Below are 16,533 nucleotides of genomic sequence, written 5' to 3'. Positions count from 1 at the left end.
GTGTCCGACGACGAGAAGGACCCAGCCCGCAAGGTCATCACCGACTACGCGCAGTCCCACTTCCGGTACTTCCGCACGGTCGACGGCACTGTGTACGCCCAGCGCACCGGCCACCCCGTGGCCCGCCCCATCCGCTCCCAGGGCACGACCGGGAGCCACCGCCAAGAACTCATGGTCGGCCTCTTCCGCGACGGGGTCGGCGTCTTCAACGGAACAGCCCTCAAGGAGGCGTTGGACTTGATCGAAGCACTCGCACTGACCGAGCAGGTACAGCCCACCCACATCCGTGTTGCCCCCGGATTCGACGGCGCCACCTGGCTTGACCTGGGCCGCGACGACGGCCAGTCGGTACGCATCCACCCCACCGGCTGGGACATCCGCGTCCCCGCGCCGGAAGAGGTCTGCTGGCGGCGCACCCAGCTCACCGGCGAACTCCCCCTTCCTGCCAAGGACACGAACGGCAAGGGCCTGGATCAGCTGCTGCGGCTGTGCAACTTCGCCGACGCCCAGACCGAATGCCTGGCCATCGCCTGGCTCATCGGCTGCCTGGAGCCGTCCGTGCCCGTCCCGGCACCGTTCCTGACCGGCCCGCAGGGCGCGGGCAAATCGACCGCCGGGCGGATGCTCATCCGCATTATCGAGGGGATGAGCAGCGACCTGCGGCGACCCCCGAAGGACGAAGAGAACATGATCACGGCCGTGGCCGCCGGATGGATCACCGCCCTGGACAACCTCTCGCACCTGGCCCCGGACCTGTCCGACCTCATGTGCTGCGTCATCACCGGAGCCGAGAGCATCAAGCGCGCCCTGTTCACCGACGGCGACGTCGTCCGCTCCCGCTACCGCCGCCCGGTGCTGCTCACCGGCATCGACGTCGGCATCATCCGCCCAGACCTCGCCGAACGCCTCCTTACCCTGCGTCTGGAGCGCCCCCGGGTGCGGCGCACCGAGGCGGAGCTGTGGGCGGAGTACGCCGAGATCCTGCCCACCGTCCTCGGCTCGCTCCTGGATCTCACCGTCAAGGTCCGCGCGGCCGAGGCGGAAACCCCCACCGACCTGCGTATGGCCGACTTCGCCCACCTGTGCGCGCAGCTCGACGCAGCGATGAGCTTCGGAACCCTGGCCGCCTACCGAGCCAGCCTGGACGACCTGAACGACGACGTCATCGAAGGCGACCTGCTGGCGCAGACCGTCCTTCGCTACGCCGCCGAACTCGCCCCCGGCGAAGAGGCACGGATGACGTCGGCCGAGTGGCTGCACTGCCTGACCACCCTCTATAGCGGCGAGGAGTGCCGCCCCCTGCCCAAGGGCTGGCCCACCACCGGCAAGGTGCTGTCCGACCGGCTGCGGCGCATCCAGCCCACACTGGCCGCCCGGGGCGTCCTGGCCGAATGGGGCCGCACCAGCGCCGCCCGCTACATCGAGCTCAGCCGTCAGACCCCGCCATCGCCGCACCAACAGCAGAACGCGTTCTGACCGCCCGCACAGGCAGACAAGCAAGAGGAGCACACCCCGGCCTGGGTGTGCTCCTCTTGCTGTTCGGCGGCGCCAGCCGCCCTGCAAGGGGTCGCGCCGCGAAGCGGCTCGTTCTTCAAGTCCTAAGCGGCGACGTAAGACCACAGAAACCACCCCCTCTTTTTCCTAAGTAGGGAAGATCTGCGTCACCGCGTCACCACAGCCCGACAGACGGCCGCTGACCAGTACGGACAACAGTGACGCAGACGGCGAATCCTGCGTCACCACCGCGTCATCCGCGTCACCCCATGACGAAAGCCCGTGTCGCAGGTGACGCAAGGCCCGACTTGCCGCGTCACCCAAACCCACAGGTCAGAAGCCTGATTGACGCAGGTGACGCGATGACGCAGAAATCCCAACCTCGGACAGACGCGAGCTTCTGAGCAGCCCTCGAAACCAACAGCAGCGTGACCCAACTCCCGAGGACCCCATGGGCCGAACCCGTTCCGATCAACCCGACCCCCAGACGACGCTCCGGGCCGGACTCCCAGACCGCTACCTCACGCCCGACGACATCGCCGAGATGTTCGAGGTGCCCAAGGAGACCGTCTACCAGTGGCGCAAGAAGCGCACGGGCCCGCCCGCCTTCCGCGTCGGCAAGCACCTGCGCTATGACCCCGCCGACGTACACGCCTACGTCACCAAGCTCCGCCATGAAGACGCTGAAGCCGCCTGACTGACCCAGTCACGACGGCTTTTCAACTCCCCCAGGGAGGGCCATCCGTGGCCCTCCCTTCTCCTTCGAGAAGGGACCGCCACCACATGGCCGGCCACATCCAAGACCGCTGGTTCAAGACCGAAACCGACGACAACGGCAAGACCGTCCGCACCAAGTCCGACCGCCACGGCTCCGGCCTGCGCTACCGAGCCCGCTACGTCGGACCCGACGGAACCGAGAAGTCAAAGAGCTTCCGCGACGGACAGAAGCGACTCGCCGAGAAGTGGCTGTCCCGGATCGAAGCGGACATGGACGCCAACCGCTACGTCGATCCGAAGGCGAGTCAGACCACGTTCCGGCAGTACGCCGAGAAGTGGCTCAACTCCCACACTGCCGACGCGGCAACGCGTAGCCCCGTCGGCGTCCATCTACACCGCCACGCAATCCCCTACCTGGGCCCGCGTCCCCTCGGCTCGTTCCGGCCCGAGCACATCCGCGAATGGCTGGCTGAACTGGAACGCGCCATCCCCGCGTCGTCTTACCGCCGCGTCATCTTCGGCACCGTCTCCACCGTGCTCTCCGCTGCCGTCGAAGACGGATACCTCAGGCAGAACCCATGCAAGGCGCAGAGCGTGCGTATCCCCGCCCCGAACCCAGGCCGCATCAAGCCGTGGACGCGTGAGCGCACGTTCGCCGTGCGGTCGGCGCTCCCCGAGCCTTACCGGGCAATGGTCGATCTGGGCGCCGGCTGCGGGCTCCGGCAGGGGGAGATCTTCGGTCTTCCCCTGGACGAGGTGGGGTTCGACACGGGATGGCTACACGTCGGCTACCAAGTCAAAATGGCGGGCGGCAAGCAGGTGTTCGCGCCCCCGAAGCGGGAAAAGGAGCGGGACGTGCCGTTGCCGGACCAGATCGCGGCTGCCCTGAAGGTCCACATCGAGGAGTACCCGCCTGTGCTGGTCACTCTGCCGTGGCTGCGACCGGACGGCCCACGCGTCACAAAGCCACTGCTGTTCACGGGCCCCGCCGGAGACGGCGCCATGTGGCGCACAAGCTTCAATCAGCGGCTCTGGAAACCGGCTCTCGTAGAGGCTGGCGTCATCCCGAAGCCCAAGCCCGGCGAGGACTTCCTGGCCGCCCGCGAACACGGCATGCACGCCTTGCGGCACTTCTACGCCTCAGTGCTGCTCGATGCGGGCGAGAGCATCAAGGCCCTCAGCACCTACCTTGGGCACACGGACCCCGGCTTCACGCTCCGGGTGTACACACACTTGATGCCGAGTAGCGAGAGCCGCACCCGCAACGCCGTGGACAGCATGTACCAGATGACGGACACGCATTCGGGTCAGCACCCGTCCCGTTAGAACCTTCCCTACGTCATCAAGGCTCGCTGCGCTCGCCCGGGCGAGGCGCTTGTCGATCATCGCCAACCCGACCGCCGCAGACTCCGCCCAGGCGCATCAGCGGCCGCGTCGGCCCGCGTGCCACCGCCACCGCGATCCGGCCTCAGGAAGGGAAAGACGCAACAGCAGCTCGACCTTAACGCCCTCGTATCAGGGGCCACACCACACCCCTTTCCACCCAGTTGCCTACATCAGTAGGTCGGATCAACCGAGGGCCGCGCCAAGCGCGGCGGCGCCGGTCGGTCGCCGCCGCGCCGCCTCCATGTCTCCGCCACCGGCCGCACGTCGCCGCCCGCCCGTCGCCACACGCAGCGGCCAAAACCCAACACAGGCACGGGGGCGAGCAGTGATCCCCAGCAGTGCAGGTCAAAGACGCTTTGTGTTACCGAAAGAGGCCGGATCGCGGTGGCGGTGGCACGCGGGCCGACGCTGCCAGATGCGCGGGCGTTCGTACGGCCCACTGATCACGCACCACACCGCCGGACGGCGAACGCAGCCATGACGCGGGAGGAACCTCATCGTGGCTAGGGCGGTCGGCTCCGCGACTTTAGCCAGCCACTTTGGCGCGAGCCTCGAAGATCATGGCCCCAACGTCGTGCTTTAACGGGCAGGTCAACAGACTGCCCACGCGCCGGAAGCTTACGGGGCCATGATCACTCGCGCCAAAGCAGCTCCCGACCAAAGTCGCTACGCCGACCTGGTCATCACAGCACTCCGAGGCGTCATCTTGACTTTAGCTTCTCCTGGCAGTGCACTGCACGCATAAGTGGGGAGGGCGAAAATGCCATATGGAGATCCGACACTAGGAATCACCGTGCAGGCGCAGACAGTTGGCACGCCAGCGCATCGCTTGGTCGCGATAGGCGACAGCTTCATGCAGAATTTTCAAAGCGGAGCGGTCTTCAACGAACATCTATCGGTGCCTGCACTCATTGCCCGACAGCTCGGAATCCTTCATGAATTCAACCATCCGAAATATGGAGGACCGGGCGGGATCCCTCTAAATCTCGAATTTTTCTCACGGGCACTCGGCGAGCAGTTCGGAAACAGGATAACTTGGCTCGATATCCCATCGGCCTATATATCTCTTTTTCGCTTCGTAAAACAGATCCGCGCACACTCCTACTCAATCCTCAAAGGTGCAGGAGAGCAGGCTCCAAATATCTACCATAATCTATCGATGTACGGGTTTGAGATTCCGGACTTCATGCACATTACGGCAGATGTGGCGCGCGAGCGAATTGGCTCATACCCCACACCGTCGAGGGTGTTGGTGCCGACGCTTCCTTCTCATCAAACGTACATAAGTGCATTACAGATCTTAGGGGCGGCTAGAAAAGGCGAGCACGCATTGACCGCAATGCAATGTGCACAATCTCTAGGTGATGACGGGACTCGCGAGGGAGTCCCTGGCGACGGCATCGAAACCCTTCTCGTATGGATGGGGTGGGATTGCGCAATTAGGCCGGCCACAGATCTGCTCTTACGCTGGTCGAAAGAACCCTTTTCGACCGATCCTTACCATACAATGCTACGGCCGGAGCATTTCGCCGCTCAACTGGAAAAATTGACAGATGAGATGAGTCACATTAAGACTCGACAAGTTTTATGGGCAACTATCCCTTCACTAACGGTGCTACCTATCCTGCAAGGTGTAGGTCCACGCCCTTCTGGGACGCGATATTACCCACAGTACGCACGCCCGTGGGCTTTCGAGCGTCGGTTTGAGCCAATGAGGCATCCCCACATAACAGGAACCGACGTTCGTCAAGTAGATGAAGCGATCGACTCTTATAACGAGGCAATCACCAAGACCGTTCGGGATGCGAGACTGAATGGCAGAGATTGGCGGCTAGTAGATATCGCCGCATTGTTCGATGATCTGTCATGCAGAACTCTCCAGAGTCCTGAGACGTTGGCCGAAATCCTCCCACCCGCCATCACCAGACTGACTCCTATACCTGACACGAGATTCTTCGTGTCGGATACCATGGAGCGAGTCAAGGGCGGCTTGTTCTCGCTCGACGGGGTACATCCAACGACGATCGGTTACGGCTTGGTCGCGCGGGAATTTCTCGAAGTTATGCATACCCGTTCGGCATCACAAGGGGAATCCGGTGATTCCGTGCTGGACTTCGAGCGAATAGCGCAAGAGGACACACTCGTTTCGAACCCGCCGCCACTCACTCGCCATTTTCTACATTTCATGGCCCGATTGGATCGCTCAAGAGTAATGAGCGATTCGCTGGCCATTGCTCGTCGGAAAATTGGCCACCTATCTCGACTCGGCCGACTCACGGCCCCCGCAGCGCTTTCCTACATTCTGATTTCCTTCATCATGAATCACTTGCATTTTACGATGCAAGGCTTAGTCTTAATCATCTCGGGGCTCATTCTTGCTCGACAACTGGAGCAGGTATCCAATGGCGGCAATCGAGAGCGGCTCTTCGATCGCCTGGTTGCCCGATGGGGGACGGCTGCACCTATTATGTACGCCGTAAATGTCGTAGCTTGCGCAATTGTCTTCTTTGCGTCGCTAACGTTTATCCTGCATTCTACGGGAATTGCAGAGGTCCAGTCTGAACGAAATCAGAGCGTGCAGGCTAGCTCCATCGGAGCCTTCTATCTCTGGGAGTTAGCTGACGCCATACCACTGGCGGATGTGGATATGATCCTAAAATGGAAACAGCCGTTGGGCTACACCAGTCAGATTGTGGGTGTAGAAGTCCTGCTCTTCCGTCTGCTAATCATCGTCCCGTTGATCGTAGCGATTTCTGAGGGGTGGAAGAACAGCACAGAAAGGAATGAAAGGTATCGCCGTCACGAGGCAGATCAGGTAGCACGTGACCTCGGGATGGACTAGCGTTGGGAGTAGCTTGATAACAAGCAGCACTCTGCCTTCCCAGCAACGGCTACTGGCCCAGATGTCGGAAATTTCGCCAGTTCTTCGGCAGGTGGCGTTGGCCGACGGTCGCACAGGTCATCAGGAACAATCCACAGCGACTCTCACACACTAAGTCAAACGCCCAACTTATTCCCTGCCTCTTGCGCCGTCTACACAACACCATCCGTGGAAGCCCGAAGGTCAGAGCGCATCCCGCGACGGAGTGATCGGCTTACCGAACTTACGTACTAGAGGCAACACTCCAGGGCTGATTGCTCCAGTGGCCATGTTCCTGCACATTCAGCTTCCTGATCCCCCCTCAGGCAGTGAATCCCGACACGCTGTCAGTCACACTCGACAGAGGTGAACGAAAAGCCCACCCCGTCACGCAGGCTTCCCGGCGAGAGTGACGAGGTGGGCACGAACCCTTTGGAGGCTCAAAGATGAGTGTGACTCTGCCCCCGTGGGGCTTGTCAAACCCTAGGCTCAAGCCGTTGGTGATCACGGTGGTGGTTGTCATTGTGCTCGCGTGGGGAGCGCCGGCGGACGCGGTGAGCGGGTACGTCGATCTCGTCGGCCTGGTAACTGCCCTCGTAGCAGGCGGCGAGGTACAGCAACGCAGTACAGCAACCGCACCGACTGTGAGCGGACGTCATGAACCGCCGCAGGCCACCTGACCACGTTCAGAGCCCTGAGCGACCACCCCGCCCGTAGTTCGCATCAAGGGGAAAGATCTTCTGCCCGGCTGGAGACGACGAGCAACCCATCAGCAATGTTCTAACCAACGACGCGTCGAGACTGATCAGCACGAGATGCGTGGCGACCTCTCCACAAATGCTAGGAGCGCTCCTACACTGCAGCCGTGCCCGAACCCGCTGATCCCGATCCGCCCGACTCGCCCGAGGAGCCCGAAGCAGAGGCTTTGCCTACATTGGCCCGAACGCTGGCCGGCATCGTAGGTGTTCCTTTGACCAGCGCCGGGGCAGTCGCTGTTTTCACGACAGACAATCAGGCCGGGAGCGTTGCCCTCGTCCTTGTGGGCGCTCTTTTTCTGGTCATGCTGGTCAGCGGAAACCCACTGCAAAGCCTCGGTCATGGCGACACGCAACTCCGCTTCGCATTGGCCACGAGGCGCAAACAAGAGCTGGAGCGCATCAAGGAAACTCCGCCAGAAGCCGCTATCGAAAGGCTCGCTGCTCTCAGGGCTGTAGACCCAGGCGCAAGCAAGGATCCGTGGTTTATTCAACTTAGTGCGCAGGTTTACGAGCGATTGATCGAGCGGCGTATCACCGATGCCCTACCGTCTGGCGGGAGCGCGCAGTTCGCTTCCCTGGACGAAGGTTTTGATTTGCGTCTATCAATTCCAAGGGGGGACCATGTAAGCGTCACTATCAAATTCCGTCCGGCTACCTCTCTTGTCTCAGTCCGTGAAATCCAGAGATTCATCGGAATGACTTCAGCCATCGGGAAAGCAATCATGGTGGCTAACGTCCGCCTTTCTCAGCCCGCAGCCAATGCATTGCTGCAAGCTCGAGAGAATGGAATTCGCGCCCAGTTTGTTTGTTGGCGTGATCAACAAGATGACTCAGAGCTACGATCCGTAGTGCAACAGATGACGAGCGGATAACGGCAGGGCCCCTCAGCCGTAACGGTGCCAGCGAGAGCTCCCATGCCAGCATCAGCCCGCGTGGACTATTCGCGGACTGGGCATCTAAACTCAAGGATCTTGATCCCTCTGACCTGCACATATACGTAGGAGCGAAGGGCCCCCCGGAGTCGTGTGCACTCCAACAGCGCTACGACCCAACATGTGGATTCGTATCCCGAAACTAGGGCCATCAGACTCCGCGGCCTTCCATACTTGTCTGCATGCCACCGCGCCGCCGCAGGTACACAATGAGCCTGCACTTCCCTTGGGGACTTCCTGTCGACGTGAATGATCTCGGCCTCATGGAGACCGTCATGATCGGCGAACACAAGGTCACCATGACCCTGCCTCGGGTGCCTGATGACGGAAGCAGTCAAGGCAGCCTCTCAGCGCCCCTGAGCTACGCCGGCACCCCACTCCCCGACGCTGTCCTGGAAGCTTTCAAGGACCGCTGGGGGTACCAGAGTTCGGACCGGCTGCGTCCCGTCCATACTGCGGGAGGCTCCGTACTGCTCACGCCGTCGGATGAGATGTGGGATTCCCCTGAGTTCGAGACGCTGAGTGCGGGATTCTTCACCTGGTCCCGGATCGTCCAAGAATGGGCCGCACTGCGTACCGGCGAACCCCTGCGGGACTGGGACAACCAACTCAGGTCGTCAGCCATCCACCTGCACATCCAGCGTGGACACCTCGTCGGAAGCCCCGCGCGGTTCAGGACCCTCTACGTTGGGCTGGGGCCCCTGACCCGGGAGCAACTACGCGGAGCACTGCGCTGCGCCTCGAAGGGAGAACACCCTCCCATCGAGCACCGGACGCTGCTGTACGCCAAGGATGCGCTCATAGGGGGCGATTACCGCAAAGCAGTCATTGATGCGGCAACGGCCGCCGAAGTGGCCCTGGCCTCCTACGTGCGTGATCAGCTCACACGGAGAAGGCTCCCAGCCGTGTTCGTCGAGAAAGTGATCAAAGATGTCAACGGGATCATCAACCTCCATGGCCTGTGCGAGAAACTGGGCGGCATGCCGGGCGTCAAGCTGAGCGTCGTGAAGAGCCAGATCGCCGGTGTCAGGAACATGGCTGCACATGGAGGGAGCACCCCCTCAAAAGCAGAGGCTGACCTGGCCATCAAGCATGCTTCGACGATCGTCCGTGCCCTACGTCCGCTTCCCGGTGGTATGGCACCTCGGGTCTAGCCATTCGAACTTCCGGAGCGTCTAACTGCGTGACAACGCCGACGCGCAGCGGCGGACAACCGCGAACGTCTGCGGACAGTCGCAGCTGGTGAGAAGCGCACCGCCCAAAGGCCGAACACCCACCCAAGTTGCTTCGGGACGAAGCAGTCGCACGGTCTCAGAAGCACAACTAGCCCTAGGTCACCAACAAGGTCGGCCTGTCAGTGCTGCGTGAGAGCCTCCGGGCATGAGCTACGACTTGGCTGTGTGGGAGGGCGAGCGCCCTCCGGACGGCAAGGCAGCCGCGCGAGCGTTCACCGGCCTCTATGAGCGCTACGTCGATACAGATGCGGAGCATCCACCGACCGAACGCATAGCGGCTTACGTTGCTGCCCTCCTGGAGCGGTGGTGTGACGTGACCGAGGATGAGGAGGACACCTCCCCCTGGTCAACGGGGCCGTTGATCGGGGAAGCACGCGGCCCACTCGTCTACTTCCCGATGCGCTGGAGCATGGCCGAGGAGGCCTCCAGTTACGCGGCGACCCTCGCGGACTCAATGGGGCTGTTCTGCTTCGACCCTCAGCAGAACCGGCTCAGGCCCTGAAGGAGGAGGCCCGCTTCCGTCTCAGTCTCCGTCTCATTCAGCGCCGTTCACGGCCGTTCAGACGGGACGAAAGTCGGTAGCCACTCTCACGGCCGGTCGCACATGAACGCAGGTGAACGGCCCCGTTCGGAGCCTCAAGCCCCACCACCACAGTTGGAAGGCGTGCACCTGTCCAAGCCCTGTGACGGTGAGTCTGGTGGCTCGGTCCAGCGTCAGACGGCCCACAGACGGCCCAGCCGTAGGCCGACAGCCGAGGGGGCCCACAGCCGTCGGCTGTGGGCCCCCTCGGGGAAGTGAACGGAAAACTCTCCGACCTGCCCTTACAGCACCGGCAGGTTCTTCCGCAGCTCGAAGGCCGTCACCTCTGACCTGTACTCCTCCCACTCCTGCTTCTTGTTGCGCAGGAAGAAGTCGTAGACGTGCTCGCCGAGCGTCTCGGCGACCAGTTCCGAGCGCTCCATCAGGGCGATCGCCTCGCCGAGGTTCTGCGGGAGCGGCTCGATGCCCATGGCGCGGCGTTCCGCGTCGCTCAGGGCCCAGACGTCGTCGTCGGCGCCCGGCGGGAGTTCGTAGCCCTCCTCGATGCCCTTGAGACCCGCGGCGAGCAGGACCGCGTACGTCAGGTACGGGTTCGCGCCCGAGTCGATCGAGCGGACCTCGACGCGCGCGGAGCCGGTCTTGCCGGGCTTGTACATCGGGACGCGGATGAGCGCGCTGCGGTTGTTGTGGCCCCAGCAGATGTACGAGGGGGCCTCGCCGCCCGCACCCGCCGTGCGCTCCGAGCCGCCCCAGATGCGCTTGTAGGAGTTCACCCACTGGTTGGTGACCGCGGAGATCTCGGCGGCGTGCTTCAGGAGGCCCGCGATGAAGGAACGGCCCACCTTGGAGAGCTGGTACTCGGAGCCCGACTCGTAGAAGGCGTTGCGGTCGCCCTCGAAGAGGGAGAGGTGCGTGTGCATGCCCGAGCCGGGGTGCTCGGAGAACGGCTTCGGCATGAAGGTCGCGTTGACCCCCTGCTCCAGCGCGACCTGCTTCATGACCAGACGGAACGTCATGATGTTGTCGGCCGTGGAGAGCGCGTCCGCGTAACGGAGGTCGATCTCCTGCTGGCCCGGCGCACCCTCGTGGTGGCTGAACTCGACCGAGATGCCCATCGATTCGAGCATCGTGATCGCCTGGCGGCGGAAGTCCATCCCGACGTTCTGCGGGGTGTGGTCGAAGTAGCCGGAGTTGTCGGCGGGGGTGGGCCGCGAGCCGTCCAGCGGCTTGTCCTTCAGGAGGAAGAACTCGATCTCGGGGTGGGTGTAGAAGGTGAACCCCAGGTCGGAGGTCTTCGCCAGGGCGCGCTTCAGGACGTAGCGCGGGTCCGCGAAGGACGGGGAGCCGTCAGGCATCAGGATGTCGCAGAACATGCGGGCGGTGCCGGGGGCCTCCGCGCGCCAGGGCAGGACCTGGAACGTCGACGGATCCGGCTTGGCGATCATGTCCGACTCGTACACCCGGGCGAATCCCTCGATCGCCGAGCCGTCGAAGCCGATGCCCTCGTCGAAGGCCTGCTCCAGCTCGGCCGGGGCCACCGCGACCGATTTCAGGAAGCCGAGGACATCCGTGAACCACAGGCGAACGAACCGGATGTCGCGCTCCTCGAGTGTCCGGAGCACGAATTCCTGCTGCTTGTCCATCTTCCACTTCCACCCATCATTGCTGGTCAGGCCGCCTGCGTCCGTGTTCTTCCCGCGCTGTGCGCGCGTTGTTCTCGCGGCTGAGGACGCATCGGGGCACATGAGCATCCCACCACACCGTTTCGGGCACGTTGCGGGCCATGTGCCGCCCTGTGCCCATAGTGCCTGCTGATCGGCGCGGCCGTAACAGCGGGCGGCCCGGACTGCCCCTACAGCCCGCCGGGCTCGCCCATTACGATCAGCGAACCGCTCCACCATGTTCCGCCACGCGCGTCCCGCCCTTTCCGTCGTATCGCCGCATCGCCGAAGGACACATCATGGGTTCCGCCAAGAACACGAGCAGCTCGTCCCGCAAGGCCCGGATAGAGGAGTTGCGCCGGGCAGAGCGTGCCCGCGACCGCCGTGGCCGCATCATCACGATCACCCTGAGCGCGGTGGTGGTCGCCGGGCTCGTCGTGGGCGGTGTCGTCCTCTTCAAGAAGGCGGACGACTCCGACACGGCCGCCGACGGGAAGTCGGCGCCGACGTTCAAGACGACCGCGGACGGCGAGAAGGTCTGGGACGCGAAGAAGCTGGGCCGTACGCACGTCACGAAGGACGTCAGTTACGCGATGACCCCGCCGGTGGGCGGCGACCACGACCAGGTGTGGATGAACTGCAACGGCGACGTCTACAAGGACGAGCTCCCCGAGCGCAACGCCGTGCACTCCCTGGAGCACGGCGCCGTCTGGGTGACGTACAACGACAAGGCGAAGGCCGCGGACCTGAAGAAGCTCGAGGCGAAGGTCAAGCAGACGCCGTACTCGCTGATGAGTCCGGTCAAGGACCAGAAGGACCCGGTCATGCTGTCGGCCTGGGGCCACCAGCGCACGGTGACCGGCGCATCCGACCCGAAGGTCGCCTCCTTCTTCTCCACCTACGTACAGGGCAAGCAGACGCCCGAGCCGGGGGCCGCCTGCACGGGCGGCAAGGGCCAGTGAGGCGGCGCACCTGCTGGATCGTGGGGGCCGTCGCGGCGGTGGCCGTGGCCGGCGGCGGGATCACGGTCGCGGTCGCGTCGTCGGACGGCTCGTCCGGCACGTCCGCGCCCTCCACGGATTCGGCCGACGCGGGCTTCGCGCGGGACATGGCCACGCATCACCAGCAGGCCGTGGAGATGTCGTACATCGTGCGCGACCGCACGAAGGACGAGGAGATCCGCCGCCTCGCGTACGACATCGCCCAGACCCAGGCGAACCAGCGGGGCATGCTGCTCGGCTGGCTGGACCTGTGGGAGCTGCCGAAGGTGCCCGAGCAGGCTCCGATGGAGTGGATGGGGATGGGGGACATGCCGCCGGGCAAGGACGGCGCCCTGATGCCCGGGATGGCGACGAACACGGAGCTCAAGGGCCTGGAGAAGCTGAGCGGCCGGGCCGCGGAGGTGCGCTATCTCCAGCTGATGACCAAGCACCACAAGGGTGGGGTCCACATGGCCGAGGGGTGCGTGGACCGCTGCGAGGTGGGCGCGGAGGTGCGGCTCGCGCGGGGGATGGTGGCGTCGCAGGAGTCGGAGATCGAACTGATGGCGGACCTGCTGAAGGCGCGGGGCGCCAAGCCGTGACTTCGCGGCAGTCGGCCGGGGGCGGGGTGGGGCTTGGGCTTGGGCTTGCTGCCGCCCCGGCCGGGGGCTGACCCCTCCGCAGGGCCCCGCAGGGCGCCGCAGGGCCCCGCCACCGCGCATCACCGGCTCCGCCGAGTTCGTCCTCAAACGCCGGACGGGCTGACTGATCGCCTCCGGCCGGACCGGACCCTACGCCAGCCGCGCCAGCTCCTCCCGCAGCAGCCTCCCCCGCAAAGGCGCCCCCGCCAGGACTCTCTCCACCTCCCCCACCGCGAACTCCCCGAGCCTGCGCACCTCGCTCCCCTGTGCCCCCGCGACATGCGGGGTGACCAGTACGTTCGGGAGCACGAGCAGCGGATGTCCGGCGGGCAGCGGCTCCGGGTCCGTCACGTCGAGGAACGCGTCGAGGCGCCCCGACCCGCACTCCCTGGCCAGCGCCTCCGTGTCGACCAGTGAGCCGCGTGCCGTGTTGATGACGGTGCCCCCGTCGGGGATCAGTTTCAGCATCTCCTCGCTCACCATGCCCCGCGTCTCGGGGAGTTGGGGCGCGTGGACACTGACGATCGAGCTGCGCCGGCACAGTTCCGAGAGGGCGACCAGCTCCACGCCGAGCCCGGCCGCCTCCTCCGCCGTGACGTACGGATCGGTGAGCAGCACGCGCCAGCCCACGTCGGACGCGCGCAGCGCGGCGATGACCCCGCGGCCGATGCGGGACGCGCCGATGATGCCGATGGTGCGGGCGTCACCGCCCGTCCGCTCGGTGAAGGGCGGCCACCCCTCGGCATAGCCCGCCGCGGCCGACAGCGCGCCCTTCGCCGCGAAGGTGACCGCGGCGAGCGTGTAGGCCACGACGGGGCCCGCGTTGGCGTCGGCCGCCGAGGAGACCGTCACGCCCCGGTCCCACAGCGCGTCCGTCACCACGGGTTTCACCGACCCGGCGGCATGTACGAGGACCCGTAGCCGAGGGGCGTGGGCGAGGACCTCCGCCGTGATGGGCGGGCAGTTCCAGCCGGTTACCAGGATCTCCGTGTCGGCGAGCACGGCCCGTGCGTCGGGGGCGGTGAGCGGCCCGGCGAGCAGGCCGGGCACCAAGTCCACGCTGCGGGCCAGCCGTTCGCGGACGGCGGGGGCGAACACCCGGTCCGCCACATCCGAGCTCATCGCGAGTGCGGCGATCGGTGGACCCTTCAACTCTGCCTGGTCTGCCACGCGTGACCATCCCTCGTAGTAACCGGTTACCCAACAGCGCCTGGAGGCTAGGCCGAAGTCGGGACAGTGGTCAAGAGATCGCGTGGCCAAGGGGGTTGACCGGCGGTAGTAACCGCTTTAGATTCCGGTCACCTTGTTCCGACGACGGAGGGGCTGCCGTGCCAGCGGTGACGAAGGACCGGACGGAAACCGAGGCGGTGAAGCCGCCCGGCGAGCGCAGTAACCGGCCAAAAGGCAACAAACTCAAGCGCGATGAGCGATGGAAACGGTTTCACTCCTCGCGAGTCCTGCTGCTGCTCATGGTCCCGGGAGTCGCGTACTTCCTGGTGTTCCACTACGGCGCGTTCATCGGGAACGCCGTCGCCTTCAAGGAGTACGTGCCCTTCGACGGCCTCTGGGCCAGCCCCTGGGTCGGCTTCGAGAACTTCGACCGGATGTTCGGCGACCCGGACTTCTGGCACGCGACCTGGAACACGCTCTTCCTCGCGGTGCTCCAGCTGGTCTTCTTCTTCCCGGTCCCGCTCGGGCTCGCCCTGCTCCTGCACAGCCTGACCTCGGACCTGACACGGCGCTTCGTGCAGTCGGTGGTCTACCTGCCGCACTTCCTGTCATGGGTCATCGTCGTCGCCCTGTTCCAGCAGGTGCTCGCCGACACCGGCCTCCTCAACTCCGTGCTTGGGCAGGCGGGTCTGCACTCCGTCGACATCATCGGCAACCCGGACGCCTACCCGGCGCTCGTCGTCGCGCAGGTCGTCTGGAAGGACGCCGGCTGGGGCACGATCATCTTCCTCGCCGCGCTGATGCAGGTGGACGAGCAGCAGTACGAGGCCGCCGCCATCGACGGGGCGGGCCCCTGGCGCCGCTTCTGGCACGTGACGCTCCCGTCGATCCGGCCGGTCGTCATCCTGCTGCTGATCATGCGGCTCGGCGACATCCTCTCCGTCGGCTTCGAACAGATGCTGCTGCAACGGCAGTCGGTCGGACCCGAGGCCGGCGAGGTGCTCGACACCTTCGTCTTCTGGCAGGGCATCGTCGGCGGCGACACCGGATACGCCGCGGCGGCGGGCCTGTTCAAGGGCGTGGTCGGCGCGATTCTCGTCTTCGCGGCCAACAAGGTCGCCCATCGCCTCGGCGAGCAGGGGGTCTACAAGTGAGCACGAAATCCGCCGTCGCGACGCGGCCCACGAGCCCCGCACGCCCCACCCGGCCCCTGCGCCCCGCACGCCCCGGGAAGTCGATGCGCCCCGTACGCCCCTCCTGGATGGAGAAGCCGAAGCCGGTCACCCAGGTGGCCAAGGCCCTGGCGATCGTCACCATCCTGGTCATGGTCTTCGTGCCGTTCCTGGTCATCGTCTCGACGTCGTTCGCCTCCAACCGCGAGGTCATCGACAACGGCGGCTGGGTCCTGTGGCCGACGCACCCGACCCTGCGCGCCTACGAGCAGGTCTTCGAGGGCGGCATCGTCACCAAGGCGCTCGGCGTGAGCGCCGCCGTCACCGTCATCGGCACGCTCGCCTCACTCGCGTGCACGACGTTCCTGGCGTACGCGCTGAGCCGCCCCAAGGTGTACGGCGGAAAGCCGATCCTGCTGATCGTCCTGTTCACCTTCCTCTTCCCGCCCGGCATGGTTCCGGCGTTCCTGCTGGTCAAGGGCATGGGAATGCTGGAGAGCTACAGCGCGCTGATCGTCCCCGTCCTCATCAACGTCTTCAACCTGGTCGTCCTGCGCGGCTTCTTCCAGGGCGTTCCCGAGGAGCTGTACGAGGCGGCGCGGCTCGACGGCGCGAACGACTGGCAGATCCTGTGGCGGGTCGTGCTGCCGCTCTCCAAGGCGGCCCTCGCGGTCGTCGGCCTCTTCTACGCGGTGAGCTACTGGAACGCCTGGTTCCATGCCTCGATCTACCTGGAGTCCGACCACTGGCCGCTCCAGCAGGTCCTCCGTACGTACGTCATGGGCGGCTCGCAGATCGCGGACACCGGGCTGAGCGACGCGTCGAACGTGTCGGCCCCGCAGACGATGCAGATGGCCGTCCTGGTGATCGCCACCGTGCCGATCCTGATCGTCTACCCCTTCCTGCAGAAGTACTTCACCAAGGGCGTGCTCACCGGCGCCATCAAGAGCTGAGCCAGTTCCTCAGGTGCTGAGCCCATTCCTCAG

13 protein-coding genes are annotated in these 16,533 nt (G+C 64.8%); 11 read left to right on the top strand and 2 right to left on the bottom strand.

What is annotated here, in order from left to right:
* From OG302_RS29415 to OG302_RS29385, 7 genes are all read left to right on the top strand, one after another.
* A complete protein-coding gene (locus OG302_RS29415; protein ID WP_371529531.1) occupies positions 1-1,476 on the top strand; it encodes an ATP-binding protein in 1,476 nt (491 codons plus the stop codon).
* Between the two features lie 469 nt (positions 1,477-1,945).
* Positions 1,946-2,191: a helix-turn-helix domain-containing protein gene (locus OG302_RS29410; RefSeq protein WP_371529530.1), complete on the top strand. Its 246-nt coding sequence runs from the start codon at positions 1,946-1,948 to the stop codon at positions 2,189-2,191.
* Positions 2,192-2,277: 86 nt separating this feature from the next.
* Positions 2,278-3,537 carry a tyrosine-type recombinase/integrase gene (locus OG302_RS29405; RefSeq protein ID WP_371529529.1) on the top strand — a complete coding sequence of 420 codons (1,260 nt, stop codon included), beginning with the start codon at positions 2,278-2,280 and terminating at the stop codon, positions 3,535-3,537.
* A gap of 853 nt (positions 3,538-4,390) precedes the next feature.
* Positions 4,391-6,439 (top strand): hypothetical protein, encoded by a 2,049-nt coding sequence (locus OG302_RS29400; protein WP_371529528.1) that lies wholly within the window; start codon positions 4,391-4,393, stop codon positions 6,437-6,439.
* An 883-nt stretch (positions 6,440-7,322) separates the two neighbouring features.
* Positions 7,323-8,087: a hypothetical protein gene (locus OG302_RS29395; protein ID WP_371529527.1), complete on the top strand. Its 765-nt coding sequence runs from the start codon at positions 7,323-7,325 to the stop codon at positions 8,085-8,087.
* Between the two features lie 269 nt (positions 8,088-8,356).
* Positions 8,357-9,301, top strand: a complete 945-nt coding sequence (locus OG302_RS29390; RefSeq protein WP_371529526.1) for a hypothetical protein — start codon at positions 8,357-8,359, stop codon at positions 9,299-9,301.
* Positions 9,302-9,527: 226 nt separating this feature from the next.
* The gene (locus tag OG302_RS29385) at positions 9,528-9,884 is read left to right on the top strand and encodes a hypothetical protein (RefSeq protein WP_371529525.1); all 357 of its coding nucleotides are present in this window, start codon (positions 9,528-9,530) and stop codon (positions 9,882-9,884) included.
* Positions 9,885-10,204: 320 nt separating this feature from the next.
* Here the strand turns inward: OG302_RS29385 and OG302_RS29380 are convergent, their stop codons facing one another.
* Positions 10,205-11,566: a glutamine synthetase family protein gene (locus OG302_RS29380; RefSeq protein ID WP_160504710.1), complete on the bottom strand. Its 1,362-nt coding sequence runs from the start codon at positions 11,564-11,566 to the stop codon at positions 10,205-10,207.
* 317 nt (positions 11,567-11,883) lie between these two features.
* Between OG302_RS29380 and OG302_RS29375 the strand changes: the two genes are divergently transcribed.
* Positions 11,884-12,546 carry a DUF3105 domain-containing protein gene (locus OG302_RS29375; protein ID WP_371529524.1) on the top strand — a complete coding sequence of 221 codons (663 nt, stop codon included), beginning with the start codon at positions 11,884-11,886 and terminating at the stop codon, positions 12,544-12,546.
* Positions 12,543-13,166 carry a DUF305 domain-containing protein gene (locus OG302_RS29370; protein WP_371529523.1) on the top strand — a complete coding sequence of 208 codons (624 nt, stop codon included), beginning with the start codon at positions 12,543-12,545 and terminating at the stop codon, positions 13,164-13,166. The genes OG302_RS29375 and OG302_RS29370 overlap by 4 nt, the downstream gene beginning before the upstream one ends.
* Positions 13,167-13,355: 189 nt before the next feature.
* Here OG302_RS29370 and OG302_RS29365 read toward each other — a convergent pair whose 3' ends face one another.
* Positions 13,356-14,327, bottom strand: a complete 972-nt coding sequence (locus OG302_RS29365; RefSeq protein WP_371750271.1) for a hydroxyacid dehydrogenase — start codon at positions 14,325-14,327, stop codon at positions 13,356-13,358.
* Between the two features lie 347 nt (positions 14,328-14,674).
* On the opposite strand from OG302_RS29365, the gene OG302_RS29360 reads away from it, so the two are divergent.
* Entirely contained in the window at positions 14,675-15,529 is an 855-nt protein-coding gene (locus tag OG302_RS29360) for a sugar ABC transporter permease (RefSeq protein WP_190081452.1), read from the top strand.
* A gap of 107 nt (positions 15,530-15,636) precedes the next feature.
* On the top strand, positions 15,637-16,500 hold the full coding sequence (locus OG302_RS29355) for a carbohydrate ABC transporter permease (RefSeq protein WP_371750270.1): 864 nt from the start codon (positions 15,637-15,639) through the stop codon (positions 16,498-16,500).
* Positions 16,501-16,533 lie beyond the last annotated feature (33 nt).

The organism is Streptomyces sp. NBC_01283 (genome assembly GCF_041435335.1).
GTDB lineage: Bacteria > Actinomycetota > Actinomycetes > Streptomycetales > Streptomycetaceae > Streptomyces.
This window is presented reverse-complemented; position numbering and strand designations above follow the sequence as displayed.